Origin of the sequence: Neptunicoccus cionae (assembly GCF_002860325.1) — a bacterium.
Lineage (GTDB): Bacteria > Pseudomonadota > Alphaproteobacteria > Rhodobacterales > Rhodobacteraceae > Amylibacter > Amylibacter lutimaris.
The window spans coordinates 828632-850609 of the sequence record NZ_PKOJ01000001.1 but is presented as its reverse complement, the minus strand read 5'-3'; the positions used below and the strand labels follow the sequence as shown (position 1 = coordinate 850609).

Here is a 21978-nt window from a genome sequence, read left to right as displayed (position 1 = left end):
TGGCGCTTTTTGACGGTCTGAAAAAGGGTTACAACGATAACGTTAACCCCTTGTGACAAATCTGCAAAAACCTACAAGTTGACCCCGACACTAACTGCCCGAGTGATTCGGCCCATCAAACGTTGCTGCCATGCCCTCTGCCAAACCACCCCCAGCCGAAACCAAAACCCGCAAATACGTCTTTCTGCTGCTCGACAAATTCTCGCTGGTGCCGTTTTCCACGGCGTTGGATTCCCTGCGCATCGCCAACCGGTTTGACAAACGCCTGCGCTACAGCTGGCGTATCATGACAGAGGATGGCGGGCCTGTTGCCTGTTCCAACGGCACTAGGATAATGCCGGATTCCGGATTGGAAGACATAGCGCGGGAAGATACCGTGATGATTTGCGGCGGGCTGGAGATCGACCGGACGTCCACTAAACCGGTCATGAACTGGCTACGGCGTGAGGCGCGCAAGGGCGTGTCCATTGGCGGGCTGTGCACCGGAGCGCATACGATGGCGAAGGCCGGATTGCTTGACGGGAAGAAGTGCACGATCCACTGGGAAAACTATGATAGTTTCACAGAGGAGTTTGACGAGGTAGAGCTGTTCAAATCGGTCTATATGATCGACGGCAACCGGTTCACATCTGCCGGCGGAACATCTTCGCTCGACCTGATGTTAAAGCTGATGGCAACCCGCGACGGCGAGGATATCGCGAATTGGGTGGCCGACCAGTGTCTGCACACGAACATCCGCAGCGAAAGGGACGAACAGCGCCTGTCGATCCCGACCCGCATCGGCGTGCGTCATCCAAAACTGTCCACCGTGATCCAGATGATGGAAAGCAACATAGAAGAGCCGGTCAGCCCTTCCGTTCTCGCGCAGGATGTGGGCATGTCCACTCGCCAGCTGGAGCGTCTGTTCAGCCGCTACCTTAGCCGCTCGCCCAAACGGTACTATATGGAATTGCGGCTGCAAAAGGCGCGCAACCTGCTGATGCAGACAGAAATGTCGGTCATCAACGTGGCACTGGCCTGCGGCTTTGCATCGCCGTCGCATTTTTCAAAATGCTACCGTGCGCAATATGATACCACGCCCTATCGCGAACGCGGCTCGCAGGCGTCGCGCAATCCGGATCTAAAACCTATCGACTGATCCGGAACAACCCGCCGCGATCCACGCTCAGAAACCAGATCGATCCGTCGGGCGCCTGACGGATATCCCGCACCCGACCGGTTTCGCGGGACTGTAGCTGTTCACCGGCAGAAAGTTTCGCGCCGGAGCGGTCCAGCCGCGCTATATGGTCAAACTTGAGCGATCCAACAAATATATCGCCTTTCCATTCCGGAAACATCTGCCCCGAATAGATCATCATTCCCGATGGCGCGATGGATGGGTCCCAATAAAACGCCGGTTGCTCCATCCCTGCCTTTGCGGTGCCCTCGCCGATCTTGCCGCCGGAATAATGTTCTCCGTAGGAAATCACCGGCCATCCGTAATTGGCGCCTTTTTTGACCCGGTTGACCTCATCCCCGCCTTTTGCGCCATGTTCCACTACCCAAAGCTGCCCCGAACTGTCGAGCGCGGCACCCTGTGCATTGCGGTGGCCATAGGACCAGATTTCCGGCAGGGCCCCGCTGGTGCCAGTGAACGGGTTTGATTTCGGCACACCACCACTGCGGGCAACACGAATGACAGAACCGTTGTGCATCGAGAGATCCTGTGCCAGCGGACGGTTACCCCGCTCTCCGACTGTGACGAAGAGTGAACCATCGTCAGCTTCGACCACGCGCGATCCAAAATGCCGCCCCCCACGGTTCCCCGGTTTCATTTCAAACAACTCCCGCAAGTTTGAAAGTTTTGCGGCTTGCGCATCAAATTGCGCCACCGCCAGCGCGGTGCCTGCCCCGCCTGACTGGGATTTCGCATAGGTCAGAAACAGCTCTTTGCTGTCTTCAAAATCCCGTGCAAGCACCACGTCCAGCAACCCGCCCTGCCCTTTGGCATAGACTTTCGGAACACCTGAAACGCGGGTTTTGCCCCCATTCGCGTCGAACAGCCAAAGCCGTCCCTTACGCTCTGTCACCAGAAACTGCCCGTCAGGAAGAATCGCCACTGCCCAAGGCTCGTCCAACCCTTTGGCAAGCTGTGTCACCTGCAAGGAACCAAGCGAGGATTCCACTGTTTGCGCCAGCGCACCAGTGGAAGAAAAGCAAAGCATTACGGCCATTAACATCATTTTCATTACAAAAATCCCTTTTCGGCTTTCACTATATTACTTACGGCAGAATCGGCGTGGGACAAGGGTGCCATTTGACCGTTGGTACAGCAAGGATACCCTTGCATTTGGCACCGTAGCCACTAGTGTTCGTGCCTATTATTCATGCAGGGAGAGAACACATGAAAAAACTACTGCTCGCATCCGCCGCCACAGTTGCGCTGGCCGGATCCGCCTTCGCCGAAGCCCACGGGGACGTCAAACTGGGCGTAATCCTCGGCTTCACCGGCCCGATTGAATCGCTCACACCCGCAATGGCTGCCGGTGCGGAACAGGCGATGTCCGAAGTGTCCGAATCCGGCAAGTTCATGGGCGGCAAGTCCATCACGCCGGTCCGTGCAGACAGCACCTGCGTTGACTCTGCCGCTGCCAGTGCAGCCGCAGAACGCTTGATCACATCTGACGGTGTGTCCGGCATTGTCGGTGCAGACTGTTCCGGTGTGACCACAGCGATCCTGACCAACGTTGCTGTTGCAAACGGCATGGTCATGATTTCTCCGTCCGCGACATCTCCGGCGCTGTCCGACGTTGAAGACAACGGTCTTTTCTTCCGCACTTCCCCGTCTGACGCCCGTCAGGGTCAGGTGATGACAGAAGTGATCATGGACCGCGATATCAAATCCGTTGCGATCACCTACACCAACAACGACTACGGCAAAGGTCTTGCCGATGCATTCCAGTCTTCCTTTGAAGCAGCTGGCGGCACTGTAACCATCTCTGCCGCGCACGAAGACGGCAAGGCTGACTATTCCGCCGAGGTTGGCGCGCTTGCGGCTGCCGGTGGTGATGTTCTGGTTGTTGTCGGCTACCTCGACCAAGGTGGTAAAGGCGTGATCGAAGGCTCGCTTGACTCCGGTGCCTTTGACACATTCGTTCTGTCCGACGGTATGGTTGGCGACAGCCTGCCACAAGCCATCGGCTCAGACCTGAACGGCTCTTTCGGTCAGGCTCCGGGTACAGACAGCGAAGGTGCTGCAATGCTGAACGATCTGATGGCCGATGTGGACGCATCCGCGCCATATGTTGCGGAATCCTATGACGCCGCAGCCCTGATCGCACTGGCAATGCAAGCCGCAGATTCCACCGATCCTTCTGTTTACAAAGAAAAGATCATGGACGTTGCTAACGCACCGGGCGAAAAAATCATGCCGGGTGAACTGGGCAAGGCGCTGGAAATCATCGCAAACGGTGGCGATGTTGACTATGTCGGCGGTTCCAACGTGGAACTGATCGGCGCAGGCGAAAGCGCTGGCAGCTACCGCGAGATCGAGATCAAGGACGGCGCACTGTCCACGGTCGGCTTCCGCTAATCGCTCATTGACACGTTTAAGCAGCCCGCAATCCACTTGCGGGCTGCTTTTTTTAGATCGGCTCACACACCATGATCAAAGTTGAAAATCTGGCGAAGCGGTTTGGCGGTTTTTATGCCGTAAACGGCGCCTCGCTCGAAATCGCCAAAGGCTCCATCACGGGGCTGATCGGCCCGAATGGCGCGGGCAAAACCACACTCTTTAACGTGATTGCAGGGGTTCACAAACCCAGCGCCGGACGGGTTCTGCTGGACGGAGAGGACATCACAGGACTCCCCCCTCACTCCCTGTTCGACCGCGGCCTGCTGCGCACCTTCCAGATCGCCCATGAGTTTTCCACCATGACCGTGCGCGAGAACCTGATGATGGTTCCCCCCGATCAGGCGGGCGAACGTCTTTGGGACGCATGGTTCAAGCCGGGCCTTGTGCGCAGTCAGGAAGCCGAAATCCGCAAGAAAGCGGATGAGGTTATCGAATTTCTGGAAATTTCCCATGTGGCAGACGAACTGGCGGGCAATCTGTCAGGTGGTCAGAAGAAGCTGCTGGAACTGGGCCGGACCATGATGGTCGATGCCAAGATCGTTTTTCTGGATGAAGTGGGCGCCGGTGTGAACCGTACACTGCTCAACACCATTGGGGATGCCATCCTGCGCCTGAACAAGGAGCGGGGGTATACCTTCTGTATGATCGAACATGACATGGATTTCATCGGTCGCCTGTGTGATCCGGTGATCGTTATGGCCGAAGGCACCGTGCTCGCCGAAGGTACTATTGACGAAATCAAGGCCAACGAGCAGGTGATAGAAGCCTATCTCGGCACCGGCCTGAAGAACAAGCCGCAGGTGAGCGCATGAGCTATCTTTCAGCCAGCAACATGACCGGCGGCTATGGCCGCGGCGCGGACATCCTGCACGATTGCACAATTGAGGCCGCAGAGGGCGAAATCGCCGTCATCGTCGGACCCAACGGTGCGGGCAAATCCACCGCGATGAAAGCCGTCTTCGGAATGCTGAACCTGCGTGAAGGCAGCGTTACACTGGATGGTGAGGATATTACCCATCTGACACCGCAGGACCGTGTGGCCAAAGGCATGGCCTTTGTGCCCCAGACCTCCAACGTGTTTCCGTCCATGAGCGTGGAAGAGAACCTCGAAATGGGGGCTTTCCTGCGCCGTGACAATATCAACGGCACGATGGAACAAGTCTACGAACTGTTTCCCATCCTGAAGGAAAAGCGCCGCCAGAACGCCGGCGAACTGTCCGGCGGGCAACGCCAGCAGGTCGCCGTGGGCCGTGCCCTGATGACCCAGCCCAAACTGCTGATGCTGGATGAACCCACTGCGGGGGTCTCTCCGATTGTGATGGACGAATTGTTCGACCGTATCATCGAAGTAGCCCGCACCGGAATTTCAATCCTGATGGTGGAACAAAATGCCCGTCAGGCACTGAACATCGCCGACAAAGGGTATGTTCTGGTTCAGGGTCGCAACCGGTTTACCGACACCGGCGAGGCGCTGATGAATGATCCCGAAGTCCGCAAGAGCTTTTTGGGGGGATGATGCAAAGCACTTTCCCGCCCCGCCCTGCGGATCGCCCTCTCTTTTCCGGAACCACGGTGACGCCCGTTCCTTCCGCCAGCCATCAGAAAGCCTTGTTATGGAACTCCTGAACGCCTTTATCCTATTGTCGAATTTCGTGCTGGTGCCCGCAATCGCCTATGGCTCCCAACTTGCGCTCGGAGCGCTCGGGGTCACGCTGATTTACGGTATCCTGCGCTTTTCCAACTTCGCCCACGGCGACACAATGGCCTTTGGTGCCATGGTCACGATCCTGTTTACATGGTGGTTCCAGTCCATGGGGATCAGCATTGATCCACTGCCGACCGCCCTACTGGCCCTGCCTTTCGGCATCCTGTTCTGCATCGGCTTCGTACTGGCAACAGACCGGATCGTCTATCGCTTCTACCGCCGTCAAAAGGCCGCGCCGGTTATCTTCCTGATCGCCTCTATGGGTGTGATGTTCGTAACCAACGGCATTGTCCGGTTTATCATCGGCCCGAACGACCAGCAGTTCGCCGACGGCGAGCGGTTCATCGTCAAGGCCCGCACCTTCAAACAGATGACCGGATTGGAAGAAGGCCTGTCCTTCAAAGTCTCTCAGGGGATAACCGTCGTAACCGCCATTCTGGTGGTGATCGCGCTGTTCTGGTTCCTGAACCGGACCCGCACCGGCAAATCCATGCGCGCCTATTCCGATAACGAAGATCTGGCGCTGCTGTCAGGCATCAACCCTGACAAGGTGGTTATGGTCGCGTGGATCATCGCGGCAACGCTGGCCACCATCGCCGGTACGCTTTACGGGCTGGATAAATCCTTCAAGCCCTTCACCTATCTACAACTGCTGCTGCCGATCTTTGCAGCGGCGATTGTCGGCGGACTTGGCTCGCCGATCGGCGCGATTGCAGGGGGATTTGTGATCGCCTTTTCGGAAATAATGGTCACCTATGCCTACAAAAAATTCATCGCCTATCTGGTCCCCGAAAGCTGGGAGCCTGATACGCTGGTGCAACTATTGTCCACGGACTACAAATTCGCGGTCAGCTTCATGATCCTTCTGCTGGTGCTGCTGTTCCGTCCCACAGGTATTTTTGCGGGGAAATCGGTATGATTGTTACTCTTCTCGGACTCGCCTGTTTTGCTCTTCTGGTGGTCTCCCTTACCCCCCGTCTGGTGGGGATGGCACCGCTGCCGGACCGGATCAGGAATGTATCGCTGTTTGCGATCATGGCGCTGTTGATCGTCATTGTCGGCATGATCCAGAGCTGGAACGTCGCGCTGGCGTTGCTGAACCTTTGCCTGATCTCTTCGATCATGGCGCTCGGGGTGAATATCCAGTGGGGCTATGCCGGCCTTCTTAACGTGGGGATTATGGGGTTTGCCGCCCTTGGCGGGGTTGCTGCCGTTCTGATCTCTGCCGATCCTGTGGCCGACGCTTGGGCCGCCGGAGCCTTGGGGATTTTCGTGTCGTTTGTTCTGGCCGTGGTCACGGTCATGGCCGCGATATACACCTACCGCAATATGGCCCCGTCCATGGCCCGCAATCTGGCTCTGTTTGCTATTATCGTCATCGGTCTGATCGTGATCCGCTATTTCTTTGGTCCGGCCCGTGACGCGATTGAAGATGTGAACCCTGCCTCCGAAGGTTATCTCGGCGGGCTGGGACTGCCGATTATTCTGGCGTGGCCCGTCGGGGGCATCTTTGCCGGACTAGCCGCATGGGTGATCGGCAAAACAGCCCTTGGCTTGCGCTCGGATTATCTGGCGATTGCAACGCTTGGCATTGCCGAAATCATCGTAGCGATCATCAAGCATGAAGACTGGCTGACTCGGGGCGTCAAAAACGTTTCCGGCCTGCCACGACCCGTGCCTTACGAGATCGACCTGCAACAGTCCCAATGGTTTGTGGATCTGGCCACCCGTCTGGGGCAGGATCCGGCGCTGTCTTCTTCGGTCTTTGTCAAACTCTGCTATGCGGTCCTGTTTACAATCGTACTGTTGGCGGTGCTTTGGCTCTCGGAGCGGGCGCTTAACTCCCCGTGGGGACGCATGATGCGGGCGATCCGTGACAACGAAGTCTCGGCCAATGCGATGGGCAAGGACGTGGTGGCACGCCACCTTCAGGTATTTGTGCTCGGCTCTATCGTTGTGGGGATTGCAGGCGCGATGCTGACCACGCTCGACGGGCAACTGACCCCCGGTGCCTACCAGCCGCTGCGCTTTACCTTCCTGATCTGGGTCATGGTGATCCTAGGCGGTTCCGGAAACAACTGGGGCGCGGTTCTGGGTGGTTTTGTGGTCTGGTTCTTCTGGATTCAGGCAGAACCGATCGGATCGTGGCTGATGGAAACGATCACATCAGGCATGGCCGAAGACAGCGCCTTGCGGATCCACCTGCTGAACTCCACAGCCCATATGCGCCTGATGACCATGGGGCTTATCCTGCTTCTGGTCCTGCGGTTCAGCCCGCGCGGGTTGATCCCCGAAAAGTAAACGGCATACCCTGCCGCCAGAGGGCTGTCACGGCCCTCTGGCACACCGCTGGCGATCACGACAAAACCTGTCGCAAACCGGTTTGCGAAATACGACAAACCCGTCCAGCCTGATCCCGTCCAATGCGCGGGAATCACATTATGAAAACCACCACTCGGGTCTGTGTTATCGGCGGCGGCGTTGTCGGCTGCTCGGTGCTCTATCATCTCACCAAACTTGGCTGGTCCGATGTGATGCTTCTGGAACGCTCGGAACTCACTTCCGGCTCTACGTGGCATGCGGCAGGCGGTTTTCATACGCTGAACGGCGATACCAATATGGCGGCGCTGCAAGGCTATACCATCCGGCTTTACAAGGAACTGGAGGCGTTGACCGGCATGTCCTGCGGGTTGCACCACGTAGGTGGCGTGACACTGGCCGACACGCCGGAGCGGATGGATATGCTGCTGGCAGAGCGGGCAAAGCACCGCTACATGGGGCTTGAAACCGAAATCGTCACACCGGACGAAATCGCCCGCATTGCCCCTGTAACCAACACCAAAGGCGTGATCGGCGGGCTCTATGATCCGCTTGACGGACATCTTGATCCTTCAGGCACTACACACGCTTACGCCAAAGCTGCACGCATGGGCGGCGCAACGATTGAGACCCATTGTATGGTGCGCGAAACCAACCAACGGGCCGACGGAACGTGGGATGTAGTGACGGATAAGGGCACCATCCACGCCGAACATATCGTCAATGCCGCCGGTCTCTGGGCGCGGGAAGTGGGCGCGATGGCAGGGGTCTATCTGCCGCTGCACCCGATGGAACACCAGTATCTTGTGACCGAAACAATCCCGATGATCTCGGACATAATCGACAGCGGCGCAGAGCATCCCCATGTGATGGATCCCTCCGGCGAAAGCTATCTGCGGCAGGAAGGCCGTGGCCTGTGTATCGGCTTTTACGAACAACCCTGCCGTCCCTGGGCCGTCGACGGAACATCCTGGGATTTCGGTCATGAACTGCTGCCCGATGATTTCGACAAGATCGAGGACAGCATCGCCTTTGCCTATAAACGCTTTCCGGTGCTGGAAACCGCTGGCGTCAAATCGGTGATCCACGGCCCTTTCACCTTTGCCCCTGACGGCAACCCGCTGGTTGGCCCGATCACTAAACTGCGCAACTACTGGTCCGCCTGCGGTGTTATGGCCGGGTTTTCCCAAGGCGGCGGTGTCGGCCTGATGCTGGCGCAATGGATGGTGGAGGGTGAAACCGAAAGGGACGTTTACGCCATGGACGTTGCCCGCTTCGGGGACTGGATCACACCGGGATACACAAGGCCCAAAGTGGTTGAAAACTACCAGAAACGCTTTTCCGTGTCCTACCCGAACGAAGAACTTCCCGCGGGGCGGCCGTTCCAGACCACGCCAGCCTATGGTATCTGGGATCAGCAAAACGCCGTTTTCGGGGCGCAATTCGGGATGGAAGTCGTCAACTACTTCGCGCCCGAAGGCGAACCGCGTTTTGAAACGCCAAGCTTCCGGCGATCCAACGCATGGGATGCCACCGCCGCAGAGGTAAAAGCCGTGCGCGAGGCGGTTGGCATTAACGAAATCCATAACTTCGGCAAATACATCGTGTCCGGCAAGGATGCCCGCCGCTGGCTTGACCGGATCATGGCAGGGCGCATCCCGAAACAGGGGCGCATCGCCCTGACGCCGATGCTGTCTCACAAAGGCAAATTGCTCGGGGATTTTACCGTAACCTGCCTGTCGGAAACCCGCTTTCAACTGACGGCGAGCTTCGGAATGCAATCCATTCACATGCGCTGGTTCCTGCAACATCTTTCGGGCGATGTGCGAGTCGAAAACGTCTCGACCCGCCGGATCGGTTTCCAGATCGCCGGTCCGAACGCGCGGGACCTGCTGGCCCGCTGCACCCGCGAGGATGTCTCGAACACGGCGTTCCGTTTCATGGATGCAAAACACCTCTCCGTTGGCCTCTGCGATGCGCTAGTGCAAAGGGTCAGCTATACCGGAGACCTTGGGTATGAAATTTATGTGGACGCAGAGAACCAGCGCGCGCTTTACCAAACCCTTGCAGCCGCTGGCGCAGACCTCGGGCTGAAACCCTTTGGGATGCGGGCGATGATGTCTCTGCGACTGGACCGCTTTTTCGGCTCGTGGAACGCGGAATTTTCGCCAGACTACACCCCCGCCGAAACCGGCATGGACCGTTTTGTCAGCTATGACAAAGCCACAGATTTCATTGGCAAACAGGCAGCACTGGCCGAACGTGCAGCCGGTCCCGCTCGCAAACCCTGCACCTTTGAGGTGGACGCACTGGATGCGGATGTAAACGCCTACGAGCCGATCTGGCTCGACGGGGAAGTCGTCGGCTTTTGCACCTCGGGCGGTTATTCCCACCATGCGCAGAAATCCGTCGCCTTCGGTTTTGTGCCAAGTGACAGGATCACAGACGACCTTCAGGTGGAAATTGAAATCCTCGGCCAGATGCGCCCCGCGAAACGGATCACTACACAGTTGTTCGATCCCGAAATGGCCAGAATGCGCGGATGAGCTCCATTTTCTGAAAATATCCGCGCCGCAGGCAATCCTACCCGACCCGCACGATATGCCCTGTCTTCGGGTCGGCGCGCCCTTCGGCCAGATCGGCAAAAGGCTGCAAGGCAGCCTCCAGACCTTCATGGGTCTCCAGCGTCAACCAACGCGCTGCATCAACCACTATTTGCGCGGTGGCTTCTGTAATCTTACTCTCAATCACGCCCTTGCCCCAATCCGCCTTGCGCTTGGCGATCTGGGCAGGCGCAAAGAAGAATTGAGGTTTGGGGCCAGCCAACCCTTCGGGTTTTGCAAACTGGTCCCAGTGGCTCAGCCCAACGGCGCTGGAATGTTTCAGCACCCCGTCAAGCCGCGCATGCAGTGCCTGTTTGACCGTCGCGTTGCCCGCCATATCCACGTAGACGGAAGCCACCCGTTCCAGCTGGCCGACCTCGTCGTAGGTCAAGACTTCGTCGCAGAATCCAAGTTCGCTTACGAATTTTGCATTGCCTGAACCGGTCAGTCCAACCACTTTGTAAGGCCGGCCAGCCTGTTCCGCCAGAAAGGCGCAAAGCCCGAGACCGGTCTTAGAGGAGGCCGAGCCGACAATGATCTGTTGCGCGCCGAACCATTCGTTATCCGACAACCAGTCAAACAACAGATAGGAGGTGGCAATCAGGGGCTGCATCAGCGCCTGATAAGCATCGGAGGATGCCGCCGGGCCCACGCGGGAATAAAGATTGTATACCTCCGGCAAACCGTCCCGATGGGGCGCCGCGTCCCGCACCGCACTGCGCCCGTGGGCGACAGGATCAATCACCAGTTCGGTTGCCATCGGATAAAACCCGTACAACCGTTCGCCAACTTGCAGAACATCCGATCGGCTCTTAACGACGCGGGCAAAGCCCCAGACCGGAACCAGCCCCTGCCCGTCCTGCTCAACCGGAAAGAATTTCCAGTAACCGATTTCAAAGCCCGTGGCCGCATAGGTCACGTTGTTGGCGGTCAGCGCAAAACTCTCGATCGCAAGACGCACCTGCCCTTCGTCGAGCGGTGCGGCTGCGCATTGGTCCTGCTTTTGTCGGGTAATGGCTCTCTGGTCGGTCAGAACACGGGTGACTGCGGGCATGGGTAAGGCTCCTCCTGTGGATGCCTTACCCTGCACGCTGGAAGAAGGCCTGTTAAGCCTTCTTTGTAGGTTTCGCGGCGTCAGTCTTACCCAGTTTTTCGGGCATTTTCTTCGCCGGTTTCGCTGCTGCCTCTGCTTTGGGGGCCTGCGCGGCTTTGGCCGGCGCTTCGGGCACATCGTTGTGCTTGTCGATAAAGTTCAGCACCGCAGGGCGGATGTCATTGCGCCACGCGCTGCCGCTGAAGATACCGTAGTGACCGGCATCAGGTGCTAGGAATGTCTCCTGCATGTCCTCTGGAAGATCCGGCAGCAGATCCAACGCCGCGAGGCATTGTCCCGGAGCAGAAATATCATCGCGCCCACCTTCGACAATCTTCACGGCAGTTTTTGTGATCTTGCTTATGTCCACAAGCTTGCCGTCCACCTTGAACACATTCCGCGCCACTTCGCGGCGTTTGAAGATGCGATCTACAGTCGACAGATAGAATTCCGCAGGCATATCCATCACGGCCAGATATTCATCATAGAACTTGTTGTGACGATCCAGATCTGCAGCTTCTCCACGGGCCACAGCGCCGATCTGGTCTGCAAAGGCTTTGGCGTGGGTTTGCGCGTTCATCGCAATGAAAGAGGAAAGCTGTACAGCACCCGGATAAACCTTGCGCCCGACACCGGCAAAAGCAAAGCCGACAGGTGTAATAACGCTGTGTTCCAACTGCCCCATTGTCACGCGGTTGCCAAAATCCGTCACCTCTGTCGGGTTGGCATCCGGATCAACCGGCCCACCGATCAGAGTCAGGGTGCGGGGCTGCGGGGCGGTTTCGTCTTCGGCCAGCATCGCAGTTGCTACCAAAGTCAGGGGGACCGGCTGGCAAACAGCGATAACATGAATGTTCTCGCCCAGATGCCGCAGCATTTTTACCACGTATTTGGTGTAATCCTCTACGTCAAATTTTCCGGCTGACAGGGGTACATCCCGCGCGTTCTTCCATTCCGTGACATAGACATCACAGTTTGGCAGCAGGCTGGCCACTGTTTTGCGGCACAAAGTTGCATAATGCCCTGACATCGGTGCTACCAGAAGCACGCGGCGGTTTACCGGGCGATCCCGTTCGGCGGTAAAGTGGATCAGGTTGCAGAACGGCAGTTCAAGTTCGATCTGCTTTGTCACAGGATAGTCGGAATCCGCCGACACAACGCTGTCGATCCCCCAGGACGGTTTTGTTGCCACCTTCTCAAAGGTGCGTTCCGTGACTTCGCCCCATGCGGAGAAAAGCGCGGGAAGCGGACTCATGGTTACGGAGAAGGCAGGATTCTGCCAGAAGGCCTTGGTCGTTGCACCCACCCAAGCACTGCTTTGGCGCATGCTTTCGCTCATGTCATAAATGGTCACAGTCTGAACCTTTTGTTGTCTCTTTGCCTGCATGTTGCGTAAAGTGATGAGTGAATACTAGTGCAATCCTCACTAATGGAGGTTTAATTATGACTGACCAAACGTCACCTGACGCAGAGATTTTAGAGCAGAATTTAAACAAAATTAACGACTTAACCAAGAGAATGATGGCTGCGCTAGCGGATCGAAAAAGTCACAGTCCAAACCTCGAAACCCCCGATCACCAGTTCTATGCTAAGGCTGCAGCAGCCTATTTTGCTGAAATGATGAGCGATCCGAGCCGTATCATAGAGGCGCAAGTCGGCTATTGGACCGAGAGTTTGAAGAATTGGTCAGAGATTCAGCAACAAATGGCCGGGAATGTCGAAGAAAAGGACAGCGAACCTACGAAGGACAAGCGCTTCAAGCACGAGAATTGGGAAAAGAACCCCTATTTCAAGATGATCAAGCAACAGTATCTGCTGTCTTCCAAAACCATTGAAACCATCACCAAGGACATGTCCCATCTGCCGGAACGGGAGCGCGAGAAGGTTAATTTCTTTGCCAAACAGGTGGTGGACATGTTCGCGCCCACCAATTTTCTGGCCTCCAATCCGGATGCACTGGAGCGGGCGATGGAAACCAACGGCCAGTCTCTTGTAGACGGATTGCAGAACTTTGTTGCCGATCTGGAAAGCAACCAGCAGGGGATCGCCGTGCGTCTGGCCGATCCGGACGCCTTTGTCGTGGGCAAGGATATCGCCACAACACCGGGTTCCGTGGTATTCCAGAACCGCATGTTCCAGCTGATACAATACAGCCCGAGCACCACCAAGGTTTACAAGAAGCCCCTTCTGATCCTGCCGCCGTGGATTAACAAGTACTATATCCTCGATCTGCGACCCGAAAACAGCCTGATCAAATATGCAGTTGATCAGGGCCATACTGTTTTTGTTGTTTCATGGGTCAATCCGGATGCCAGCTACGCGGATTGCGGATTTGACACCTATCTCGAAGAAGGCCTGCTGGTCGCGCTCGACAAGGTACTGGAGATCACCAGACAGAAAACTGCGAATGTGGCGGGATATTGCATCGGCGGCACCCTCCTCGCCTGTGCAATGGCCTATCTGACAGCCATTGGTGAGGATCAAAAGGTCAACAAGGCCACGTTCTTTACCACAATGACGGATTTCAAGAACCCTGGCGAGTTGGGAAACTTTCTGGAACCCGGCTTTCTGAAAGGGATACAGGCGCAGGTCGAGGAAACCGGCTATCTGGAAAGTTATTTCATGTCCCGCGCCTTCAGTTTCCTGCGGGCGCGTGATCTGGTCTATGCCCCTGCTGTACGTTCTTACATGATGGGAGAGGCCCCACCCGCCTTTGATCTGCTGCAATGGAATGCCGACAGCACCAACCTGCCCGGGCGTATGGCGGTGGAGTATCTGCAAAAGCTTTATGTTGATAACGAGCTTGTCGAAGGAAAATTCGAACTGCTGGGGGAAAAGATCCGTCTGGCCCAGATCAAACGGCCGATTTTTGCAGTGTCTACGATTCAGGATCACATCGCGCCTTGGGCGAGCACATTTCGCGGTCTTACCAAAACGGGCGGGGAACGCACCTTTCTCCTGTCCGAAAGCGGGCATATTGCCGGAATCGTTAATCCCGCGTCCAAAGATAAATACGGACACTGGTACAACCCTGATCCCCCCCGCGATCCGGAGTTCTGGCTGGAGAATGCGACTTACGTAAAGGAATCATGGTGGCACCGCTGGTCCGAGTGGCTGGCAAAAGACGAAGAAAAAACCACACCGGCCCGTAAGCTGGGCAATAAAAATAACCCTGAAATCGAACCTGCACCCGGAAGTTATGTCCTGAAACCAGGGATTTAAGAGATTTATTCTGCACTGCAGCATTATTTTGTTGAAATGCCGCAGCGCAGCATCTATATCTTTCTCACAGGCAGCGATCATGCTGGCTCCGAAATTCCGATCAAAGGATCAAACCCGATGGCAAACCAAGACTTCGACTTCGCAAAAGCAACTGAAGAATTCTTCGCTGCTTTCAAAATTGACACAAAAACGTTTGACGACGCGACTAAGAATGTTGCCGAATTCAACGTAAAAATGGGCAAGATTGCGCTGGCAGCTGCTAAGAAAAATGCAGAACTGACCAACACATGGACAGCCGAAACACTGAAATCTTTCGAAGCTGCGAACAAGGTTCAAAAAGACCCTTCCGCATACACGACTGTTGCTTCTGATTTCGCATCTGCTCAGGCACAGTCCCTGCCAGAGAAACTGGCTGCTTACGCTGAAGTTGCAAAAGCTGCCCAACTGGAAGCTGTTGAACTGTTCGTTGCCGCTGGCAAAGACATTCAGGCTGAAGTTGCTGCTGCGACCAAAGACGTCACAGCCAAAGCGAAAGCTGCCTAAGCTTTTACCGCGGGTTCCGACCTCCCACGGAAACTGCACAATAAGGGGTACCGTCTGCCGGTGCCCCTTTTTTACGTTTGGTTTCCCCCTTTGAATACGCAATGAACTGCGCTACGGTGCAGCATTACCGCGCATTTCGGGGAAACCATGACCAACACGATTTTGATCAATCGCTATGCAAGCCGCCGGCTGTATAACACGCAGACCAGCGAATATGTGACGCTTGATGAAATCGCGGAACTGATCAAACAGGGCAACGATGTCGAGATCAAGGATCGCAAAACAGGCGAGGATCTGACCCGTCAGTTTTTGCTGCAGATCATCACCGAACAAGAAAGCAAGGGCGAAAATGTCCTACCTGTCAATGTGTTGACTGGCCTTGTGCGCTCTTACAGCACAGCCGCCCAAGGCGTACTACCGGATTTCCTGTCCAAATCCTATGAGATGTTTTCCGAACAGCAGGCCGCCATGATGGAACGGATTCCTGGCATCGGTTCCGGTATCGGCTCTGGCACCAACTGGCAGAAGCAGCAGGCGGAATTGATGCAATCCATGATGGCCGCATGGATGCCGCAACTGCAAAACAGCACCGCTGCATCGCAAAAAGAAGCCGAGGCCAAACCCGATCCGAAAACCGAAGCGGACGAAGAACTTTCTGCTGTGAAACAACAACTGGCAGAGCTGATGAAAAAAGTTGAAGGACTTTAAGACCCTCCCATGAAACTGAACGTATACCTTGCCGGCGAAATTCACACGTCCTGGCGTGAAGAAATCATTGCCGAATGTGCAGCCCAGAAGCTGGACATCACCTTTACTGCACCGGTCACAGACCACGGTGCATCGGATGATTGCGGCGTTGAAATTCTGGGTGCGGAAGAAAACAAGTTCTGGCACGACAGCAAGGGCGCGAACCTGAATTCCATCCGCACCCGCAAGGCGATCAAGGATGCGGATGTGGTTGTTGTGCGCTTTGGTGAAAAATACCGCCAGTGGAACGCTGCCTTTGATGCAGGTTTTGCCCATGCGCTCGGCAAATCCCTGATTGTGCTGCAAATGGACGAACACCAGCACGCACTGAAGGAAGTTGATGCCGCCGCGCAAGCTGTCTGTTCCACCCCGTCACAGGTGGCGAAATGCCTGTCCTACGTCCTGACAGGCAAGCTCGGCTGATATGCGTTGTTTGTTGCAACGGGTCCGGAAGGGCTCGGTTTCGGTAGACGGTGAGGTTATCGGGGAAACCGGACCGGGCCTTGTGATCCTTGCCTGCGCGATGCAGGGGGATACCGAAGCCAACGTGCACGGGATGGCCAAGAAAATCGGTGCCTTGCGCATCTTCAAGGATGATGAGGGCCGGATGAACCGCTCCCTTCTGGATACCGGAGGCAGCGTTCTGGTCGTCAGCCAGTTCACACTTGCCGCGGACACCAAAAGCGGCAACCGTCCCGGTTTTTCCGCAGCCGCCCCGCCCGATCAGGGCGAACGGCTGTATGAACTGCTGTGCACCACACTTTCGGATATGGGGATCACCGTTGGCAAAGGGCGGTTCGGGGCCGATATGCAGGTGGCTCTGGTCAACGACGGTCCGGTGACGATCTGGCTGGAAAAATAGCCTGACCTAGCCAATCAAATCCGCAATTTTCCGCGCCACAGCATCCCCGTCAAACCCCGGTTTCAACCCGATGCAGACCAGTCCGATGGGGGAGTCTTCGGGCGCAGCTTCACTGCTCCAGCGGCGTGATACGGATTGCACCGCGTGGATGGCCCCGTCTGCGTCCCGCACAAAGCCTTTTGCACGTACCAGATCCAATTCCTCTGATGCGAGAAGATGGCCCAGCGCTGCCGGATCACACGGGCGATCCATTGGCAAACTGACAGAGTCAAAACCGCTGGTGTCATGCCGTGCGCCGCTGTCGCGGTTGCGCCCGACAAAGCTTTGCAACAGAACTTCCGGCGGCAAGGCACCATGCTCTGCCATCAAAAGCTGCGCGTCTTTGGCGTAGGACCGCGCGAAAGACGCGCTGTCTGCGCGGGTTTTGTCGTTGACCAGATCCACCTTGTTCAGCACCACAATATCCGCATCGGCAAGCTGCCGTGTCACGGTATCGCCCATGTATTTATGGTTGGCATTGGCCCGCAGGGTCTCTGCGTCCGCCACGATCACGACACCGTCCATGCTATAGCCCTGCATCAACCCGACAGACCCCGCAATCGCACCGGGCAGCGCCACGCCAGACGCCTCCAGGATCACATGAACCGGTGCAGGATCCAGCTTGCGCAGGTCGGTCAGGGCCGCCGCCATATCCGAGCCATAGGAACAGCAGACACAGCCCCCCGCGATGGAAATAATGTCGTCTTCCTGTGCAACGATCAGGTCTTCGTCGATCGGCAGCGCGCCGAACTCATTGACCAACACCGCCAGCCGTAGCCCGTCCGCATTGCGCAGCAGATGATTGACGAGCGAGGTTTTCCCCGCCCCCAGATAGCCGCCGATCACTGTTACCGGAAGCGGCTTTATCACAGGTCCGCCGCCGCAAAGACGCGTCCGCCCTGTACAGTGCCCCAGACTTTCACATCTTTCAGTTCCGCCGGATCAACTGCTGTGGGATCATCTTCCAGCACAGCGAAATCCGCCTTCTTGCCAATCTCGATGGAACCGACCTCACCATCCAGCTTCAGCGTATAGGCCGCGCCGATGGTGATCGCATAAAGCGCTTCCGCAACAGAGATTTTCTCCCCCTCGCCCTGCACCCTGCCGGATGCTGTCAGCCGGTTCACCGCACACCAAGCCGTGAACAGCGGGCCAAGTGGCGTCACCGGCGCATCCGAATGGATCGCCATTGGAACGCCGGTATCCAGCGCGGTGCGGCAGGCATTCATGCGCAGCGCACGTTCCGGTCCGACGGTCAGGTTATAGTGTTCGTCACCCCAGTAAAAATGGTGGTTGGCAAACAGATTCACGCACATGCCAAGCTGCTTCATCTTGCGAAACTGCGCGGCATCCGCAAGCTGGCAATGTTGCAAAGTATAGCGATGATCCGGCGATGGATGGTTGCGCAGCGCTTCTTCCATGGTTTCCAGAACCAGTTCGGTGGCCTGATCCCCGTTTGTATGGGTATGGATGTGCAGGTCGTTTTCCAGCGCAAGGTTCAGGATTTGCGACAGGTGGTCGGGCGTGATGTACCACAATCCGTTGTCCGCCCCGTTGTGATAGCCGGGCCAGCGCAGACGGGCGGAGAACCCCTGAATGGACCCGTCCGCCACAACCTTGATCATCCCCATCCGCAACTGATCGGTTGATTTCCCTTTAAGTTCTTTTGCATGGGCAATCAGTTCCTCGGGCGTTGATCCCATGAAATGGCGCAGCGGGACGATACGGCTCGGGAAGTCTGGTTCGGATGTCACATCCAGCATCATCTCGACGGATTCATCATTCAGACGGGCAGCAAGATCGGTGATTGTGGTCGTTCCGGTGCGCACGCACAGTTTGCCAAAGTCCCGCAGGCCTTCTGCATCACAGCCCAGTACTTCACGGTCAAAGCCAACATGTTCGCCCACAGGCATATAGGCATCCGGCCCGCGCAACTCCCCCGTCGGATAGCCGTCAGGCCCAAGCGGAATGCCCGGATGGTTGATGCCGGTTTTCATCAGTCCGGCAAGTTCCAGCCCCTTTGTGTTCACGTTCATGATGTGTCCGGACGCATGGAGAACGCCAATCGCGCGAGTCGAAGAAACAGAATCCAGATCGGCACGGCTGACCAGTGCGTTATCCATATAGATCGGGTCAAGTTGCCAGCCCGGCAGCGGTGTATCCGGATCTTCCAGTTTGGCTTCGGCCTCTTTGAAGCGTTCCAGCATGGCATCAATTGTCTTCACACCTTCCCAGACCTTGCCGTTCGGATCCATCCGGTCAAAGAAGCCGCAATAAACATTGCGCCACATGGTGCCTTCCATCGTGTGGGCGTGCCCTTCTACAAAGCCGGGCATCAGCACTTTGTCCGCGAACCTTTCGTCCAGAGTGTAATCGCCCCAGACCGCCAGTTCCTCCAGGCTGCCCGCCCCGAGCACCCGCCCTTCGCGGACAGCGACGTGGCTTACCTCGGGCTGGTTCGGATTCATGGTAATAATCTTGCGTGCGGAATAAATTGTGGTCTGTGACATAAAGAGGGTCCCGATCTGGCTGTTTGGAAAAAGACTACGGCGGGACTTCCCATTGGAAAAATAGTTTTATGAGGCGATAAACCTCAATAAAACCGTGGAAGCTTTCTACAGGATGACGCGGTGCTCCTGCTGCCCGGCTACTGCCGATGGGATGGCGAAGGTCTGCCCTTCCGAGGGTCCGTCCAATCCGTCAGCCGCAGAGGTCACAAACAGCGTTTTAAGGTCGTCGCCACCAAAGGCAGGGCAGGATATTTGCGCAGCCGGAAACTCTACCGATTCCATAAATTTCCCGTTGGCATCATAACGGGCCACGCGGTGCGCGCCCCATTGAGCGTTCCACAAGCAGCCCTCGCCATCCACCACGGAACCGTCAGGATTAAGCTCATCCGCACGCAAATCGAGAAACAGCTCCGGCGCGCCGACCGGCCAGCCCTGTGCGTCGAGCGCAACCTGCATGATACGCCGGCCGCGCGTATCGGTAAAATAGGCACGATCTCCGCTCGGGGCGAAGCAGATGGAATTGCTGATGGTGATCCTGTCAAACAACTGGCGCAATTCTCCGCGATAATACCGATAGATCGCACCGGCGTAGCTCTGGGCTTTTTTACCCATGGTCCCGATCCAGAAGCCACCCTGCGGATCCGCCCGACCGTCATTGGAACGTGTCAAAGGGTTGTCTGCCTCCAGCCCGACGATATCCGTGACGGCCTGCGTGTTAAGGTCGAAAGTGAACAGGGCCGTTTCCCCCGCTACGAACAAAGTGTCCGCATCCACCCAACCCGCAGCCGAGACATGGCCGCTGAAGGACCACTCCTCTCCACTGTCACAAAGCAGTTTCTGTCCGAGGATATCGAACCAGAACAATTGCTTGCGCAACGGATGCCATAGCGGGCCCTCGCCCAGAATACATTGGCGGGAATCATGGAGTGTTACGGGCATGGGCTGGCTCCTGTCTTTAGCCGCCTTACTGTTGCCTGCACACACATCTGCGTCAACGGGGGAATTTAAGGCTGCCTCGGCTAGTCTTTTGTGGCGGTCAGTGCCTCATAAGCAGCCAGCAACCCTTCACGAACGAGCGGGGCCGCATCAAGCACCGGCGCTTGCAAACCTTGCAAAGACAGGGCGCGGGCGTAAATCCTCCCGATGTCCGGTGCCGCCAGTATAGTGAGGTTCTGCCCCAGCCAGTATGGGCGGGTTGCAGCAAGCTCCATGCCAATCAGCAAACCGGACAGGCGTGCGCGGGCGGCTTCCGGAGAGCCACTTGAAAGTTGCGCCTCCGCTTGCAGGCTGAAGAGTTTGGCGGCCACGGATTCAGGGCGTGAAATAGCTTCGCTGACCCCGTTTTCAAAGGCGGAATCATCCCAGCCGCCAATCGCGACAGCATTCCGCAAGATCGACTGTCTGGCCAATAAAGCGTAGAGTTCTCCGGTCAGGAAGGTCTGGAAAGAAACCACTTCCTCTGCGCTGATATGGACCCATTTGGAATGGGTGCCGGGCATGACCAGAACGCCGTCGAACTTTGGGTTGGATTGCAGGAACCCTGCGATTTGTGTTTCCTCGCCCCGCATGAGATCCGGCGCAGGGCTGGTCTGGCTTAAACCCGGCACAATGGTGACCCTGATGCGGGGATCATTGGTCTTCGCGCTTACAAAGGCTTCAGCCGATTGCGGGGCGCAGGGGACAGCCTGAAACGGAGCTTCCGCCCATCCACCGGCAGTGCCGACCATGCCGGAGCAGAGAACCGGCGTGGTTTTTGCATCACTTAAAAAATCCTCGATCATGGCGAGCAGGGTTGGTTCAAACCCTTCGCGCGTCAACTTTTCCATTCCCTGATCGGCACTGCGCTCTGCCAGCAGGTTTCCCCCCGCCCCCAACACCCAGACCCGCAGGTTGGTCAGCCCCCAGTCAACTGCGATCCATTCGGTCTTTTCCTGCAAGGACATCAGCCTGTCACCACCACGCCGCCGTCCACCACCAGCGCCTGACCCGTCATCATCCGGCTGGCTTTGGAGGCCAGAAACAGCGTGGCGTCCACAATGTCATCGGCCACGAGATGTTCTTTCAGGCATTGCTTTTCCAGATGCGCCGCCAGCCCTTCGGGTGTGGCCCAAAGTTCCATCTGCCTGTCTGTCAGAACCCAACCGGGCATCAGCGCATTTACGCGGATGTTGTGCGGGCCGAGTTCGCGCGCCAGTCCGCGGGTCAGACCGGTAATCCCCGCCTTTGCGGCCACGTAACCCGGATAATCCCCGTTCCCCATCATGTAGGACACAGAGGAAAAGTTGATGATTGACCCGCCGCCGGCGTCTTTCATGCCTTCTACGGCAGCCTGCGCAGTGAACACATGGGGGCGCAGGTTCACCGACTGCCCCATGTCCCAGCTTTCCGGCGTAATGTCGGCCAAATGGTGGCGGTTGTCGTTGGCCGCATTGTTCACCACGACATCAAACGCGCCGTTCACACTGGCTGCCTGTGCCATTGCCTCTTTCAGCGCCGGAATATTGGTGATGTCGCACTGGATGAATACGGGTTTGCTGCCGTATTTCGATCCCATTTTCGCAGCAAATTCGCTGGCGTCCGAGCGCTGTACAAAAGCAACCTTTGCCCCTTGTTGCAAAAAGCCTTCTGTCAGGCTTGCACCGATACCTGACCCGCCGCCGGTGATGAAAACGCTTTTGTCTTTCAGGTCATGGAATGTGACAGTATCGCTCATTGGGGGCTC

Annotated in this window: 20 protein-coding genes; 12 read left to right on the top strand and 8 right to left on the bottom strand. The window is 56.8% G+C overall.

From position 1 onward, the window contains the following. Nucleotides 1-130: 130 nt before the first annotated feature. Entirely contained in the window at nt 131-1138 is a 1008-nt protein-coding gene (locus C0U40_RS04060) for a GlxA family transcriptional regulator (RefSeq protein WP_101654430.1), read from the top strand. Here the strand turns inward: C0U40_RS04060 and C0U40_RS04055 are convergent. Further along, the gene (locus C0U40_RS04055) at nt 1128-2228 is read right to left on the bottom strand and encodes a PQQ-dependent sugar dehydrogenase (protein WP_435673780.1); all 1101 of its coding nucleotides are present in this window, start codon (nt 2226-2228) and stop codon (nt 1128-1130) included. The genes C0U40_RS04060 and C0U40_RS04055 overlap by 11 nt on opposite strands. Before the next feature lie 155 nt (nt 2229-2383). On the opposite strand from C0U40_RS04055, the gene C0U40_RS04050 reads away from it, so the two are divergent. The 6 genes from C0U40_RS04050 to C0U40_RS04025 all read left to right on the top strand — a co-directional run bounded on the left by C0U40_RS04050 (nt 2384) and on the right by C0U40_RS04025 (nt 10183). Then, on the top strand, nt 2384-3571 hold the full coding sequence (locus tag C0U40_RS04050) for an ABC transporter substrate-binding protein (RefSeq protein ID WP_101654429.1): 1188 nt from the start codon (nt 2384-2386) through the stop codon (nt 3569-3571). Nucleotides 3572-3642: 71 nt separating this feature from the next. After that, entirely contained in the window at nt 3643-4425 is a 783-nt protein-coding gene (locus C0U40_RS04045) for an ABC transporter ATP-binding protein (protein WP_101654428.1), read from the top strand. Continuing rightward, entirely contained in the window at nt 4422-5129 is a 708-nt protein-coding gene (locus C0U40_RS04040) for an ABC transporter ATP-binding protein (protein ID WP_069298943.1), read from the top strand. The genes C0U40_RS04045 and C0U40_RS04040 overlap by 4 nt, the downstream gene beginning before the upstream one ends. Before the next feature lie 97 nt (nt 5130-5226). Continuing rightward, nucleotides 5227-6237, top strand: a complete 1011-nt coding sequence (locus tag C0U40_RS04035) for a branched-chain amino acid ABC transporter permease (RefSeq protein WP_101654427.1) — start codon at nt 5227-5229, stop codon at nt 6235-6237. A gap of 77 nt (nt 6238-6314) precedes the next feature. Continuing rightward, nucleotides 6315-7619, top strand: coding sequence for a branched-chain amino acid ABC transporter permease (locus C0U40_RS04030; protein ID WP_101654817.1), 1305 nt, complete (start codon nt 6315-6317; stop codon nt 7617-7619). A gap of 140 nt (nt 7620-7759) precedes the next feature. Further along, complete coding sequence (locus tag C0U40_RS04025; protein ID WP_101654426.1) at nt 7760-10183, top strand: GcvT family protein; 2424 nt, start codon at nt 7760-7762, stop codon at nt 10181-10183. Nucleotides 10184-10220: 37 nt separating this feature from the next. Here C0U40_RS04025 and C0U40_RS04020 read toward each other — a convergent pair whose 3' ends face one another. Continuing rightward, nucleotides 10221-11294, bottom strand: a complete 1074-nt coding sequence (locus C0U40_RS04020; protein WP_101654425.1) for a DUF2855 family protein — start codon at nt 11292-11294, stop codon at nt 10221-10223. 52 nt (nt 11295-11346) lie between these two features. Continuing rightward, the gene (phaZ, locus tag C0U40_RS04015; protein ID WP_435673786.1) at nt 11347-12672 is read right to left on the bottom strand and encodes a polyhydroxyalkanoate depolymerase; all 1326 of its coding nucleotides are present in this window, start codon (nt 12670-12672) and stop codon (nt 11347-11349) included. A 179-nt stretch (nt 12673-12851) separates the two neighbouring features. On the opposite strand from phaZ, the gene C0U40_RS04010 reads away from it, so the two are divergent. From C0U40_RS04010 to dtd, 5 genes are all read left to right on the top strand, one after another. Further along, nucleotides 12852-14555 carry a PHA/PHB synthase family protein gene (locus C0U40_RS04010; protein ID WP_286134767.1) on the top strand — a complete coding sequence of 568 codons (1704 nt, stop codon included), beginning with the start codon at nt 12852-12854 and terminating at the stop codon, nt 14553-14555. Nucleotides 14556-14672: 117 nt separating this feature from the next. Beyond that, the gene (locus tag C0U40_RS04005; protein ID WP_145991880.1) at nt 14673-15098 is read left to right on the top strand and encodes a phasin, PhaP; all 426 of its coding nucleotides are present in this window, start codon (nt 14673-14675) and stop codon (nt 15096-15098) included. Between the two features lie 147 nt (nt 15099-15245). Then, the gene (gene phaR, locus C0U40_RS04000; RefSeq protein ID WP_101654421.1) at nt 15246-15806 is read left to right on the top strand and encodes a polyhydroxyalkanoate synthesis repressor PhaR; all 561 of its coding nucleotides are present in this window, start codon (nt 15246-15248) and stop codon (nt 15804-15806) included. Nucleotides 15807-15815: 9 nt separating this feature from the next. Beyond that, entirely contained in the window at nt 15816-16268 is a 453-nt protein-coding gene (locus tag C0U40_RS03995; RefSeq protein WP_101654420.1) for a YtoQ family protein, read from the top strand. 1 nt (nt 16269) lies between these two features. Further along, nucleotides 16270-16707, top strand: coding sequence for a D-aminoacyl-tRNA deacylase (dtd, locus tag C0U40_RS03990; RefSeq protein ID WP_101654419.1), 438 nt, complete (start codon nt 16270-16272; stop codon nt 16705-16707). Nucleotides 16708-16713: 6 nt separating this feature from the next. On the opposite strand, the gene C0U40_RS03985 is transcribed toward dtd, so the two are convergent. The 5 genes from C0U40_RS03985 to C0U40_RS03965 form a co-directional block, all read right to left on the bottom strand. After that, nucleotides 16714-17616: a CobW family GTP-binding protein gene (locus C0U40_RS03985; protein WP_101654418.1), complete on the bottom strand. Its 903-nt coding sequence runs from the start codon at nt 17614-17616 to the stop codon at nt 16714-16716. Next, complete coding sequence (locus C0U40_RS03980; RefSeq protein WP_101654417.1) at nt 17613-19256, bottom strand: amidohydrolase; 1644 nt, start codon at nt 19254-19256, stop codon at nt 17613-17615. The genes C0U40_RS03985 and C0U40_RS03980 overlap by 4 nt, the downstream gene beginning before the upstream one ends. Nucleotides 19257-19361: 105 nt before the next feature. Then, nucleotides 19362-20195, bottom strand: a complete 834-nt coding sequence (locus C0U40_RS03975) for an SMP-30/gluconolactonase/LRE family protein (protein ID WP_101654416.1) — start codon at nt 20193-20195, stop codon at nt 19362-19364. An 80-nt stretch (nt 20196-20275) separates the two neighbouring features. Continuing rightward, entirely contained in the window at nt 20276-21199 is a 924-nt protein-coding gene (locus C0U40_RS03970; RefSeq protein ID WP_180957611.1) for a 2-dehydro-3-deoxygalactonokinase, read from the bottom strand. Beyond that, nucleotides 21199-21969, bottom strand: coding sequence for an SDR family NAD(P)-dependent oxidoreductase (locus C0U40_RS03965; protein WP_101654415.1), 771 nt, complete (start codon nt 21967-21969; stop codon nt 21199-21201). Before C0U40_RS03965 ends, C0U40_RS03970 begins: the two co-directional genes overlap by 1 nt. Nucleotides 21970-21978: the final 9 nt, after the last annotated feature.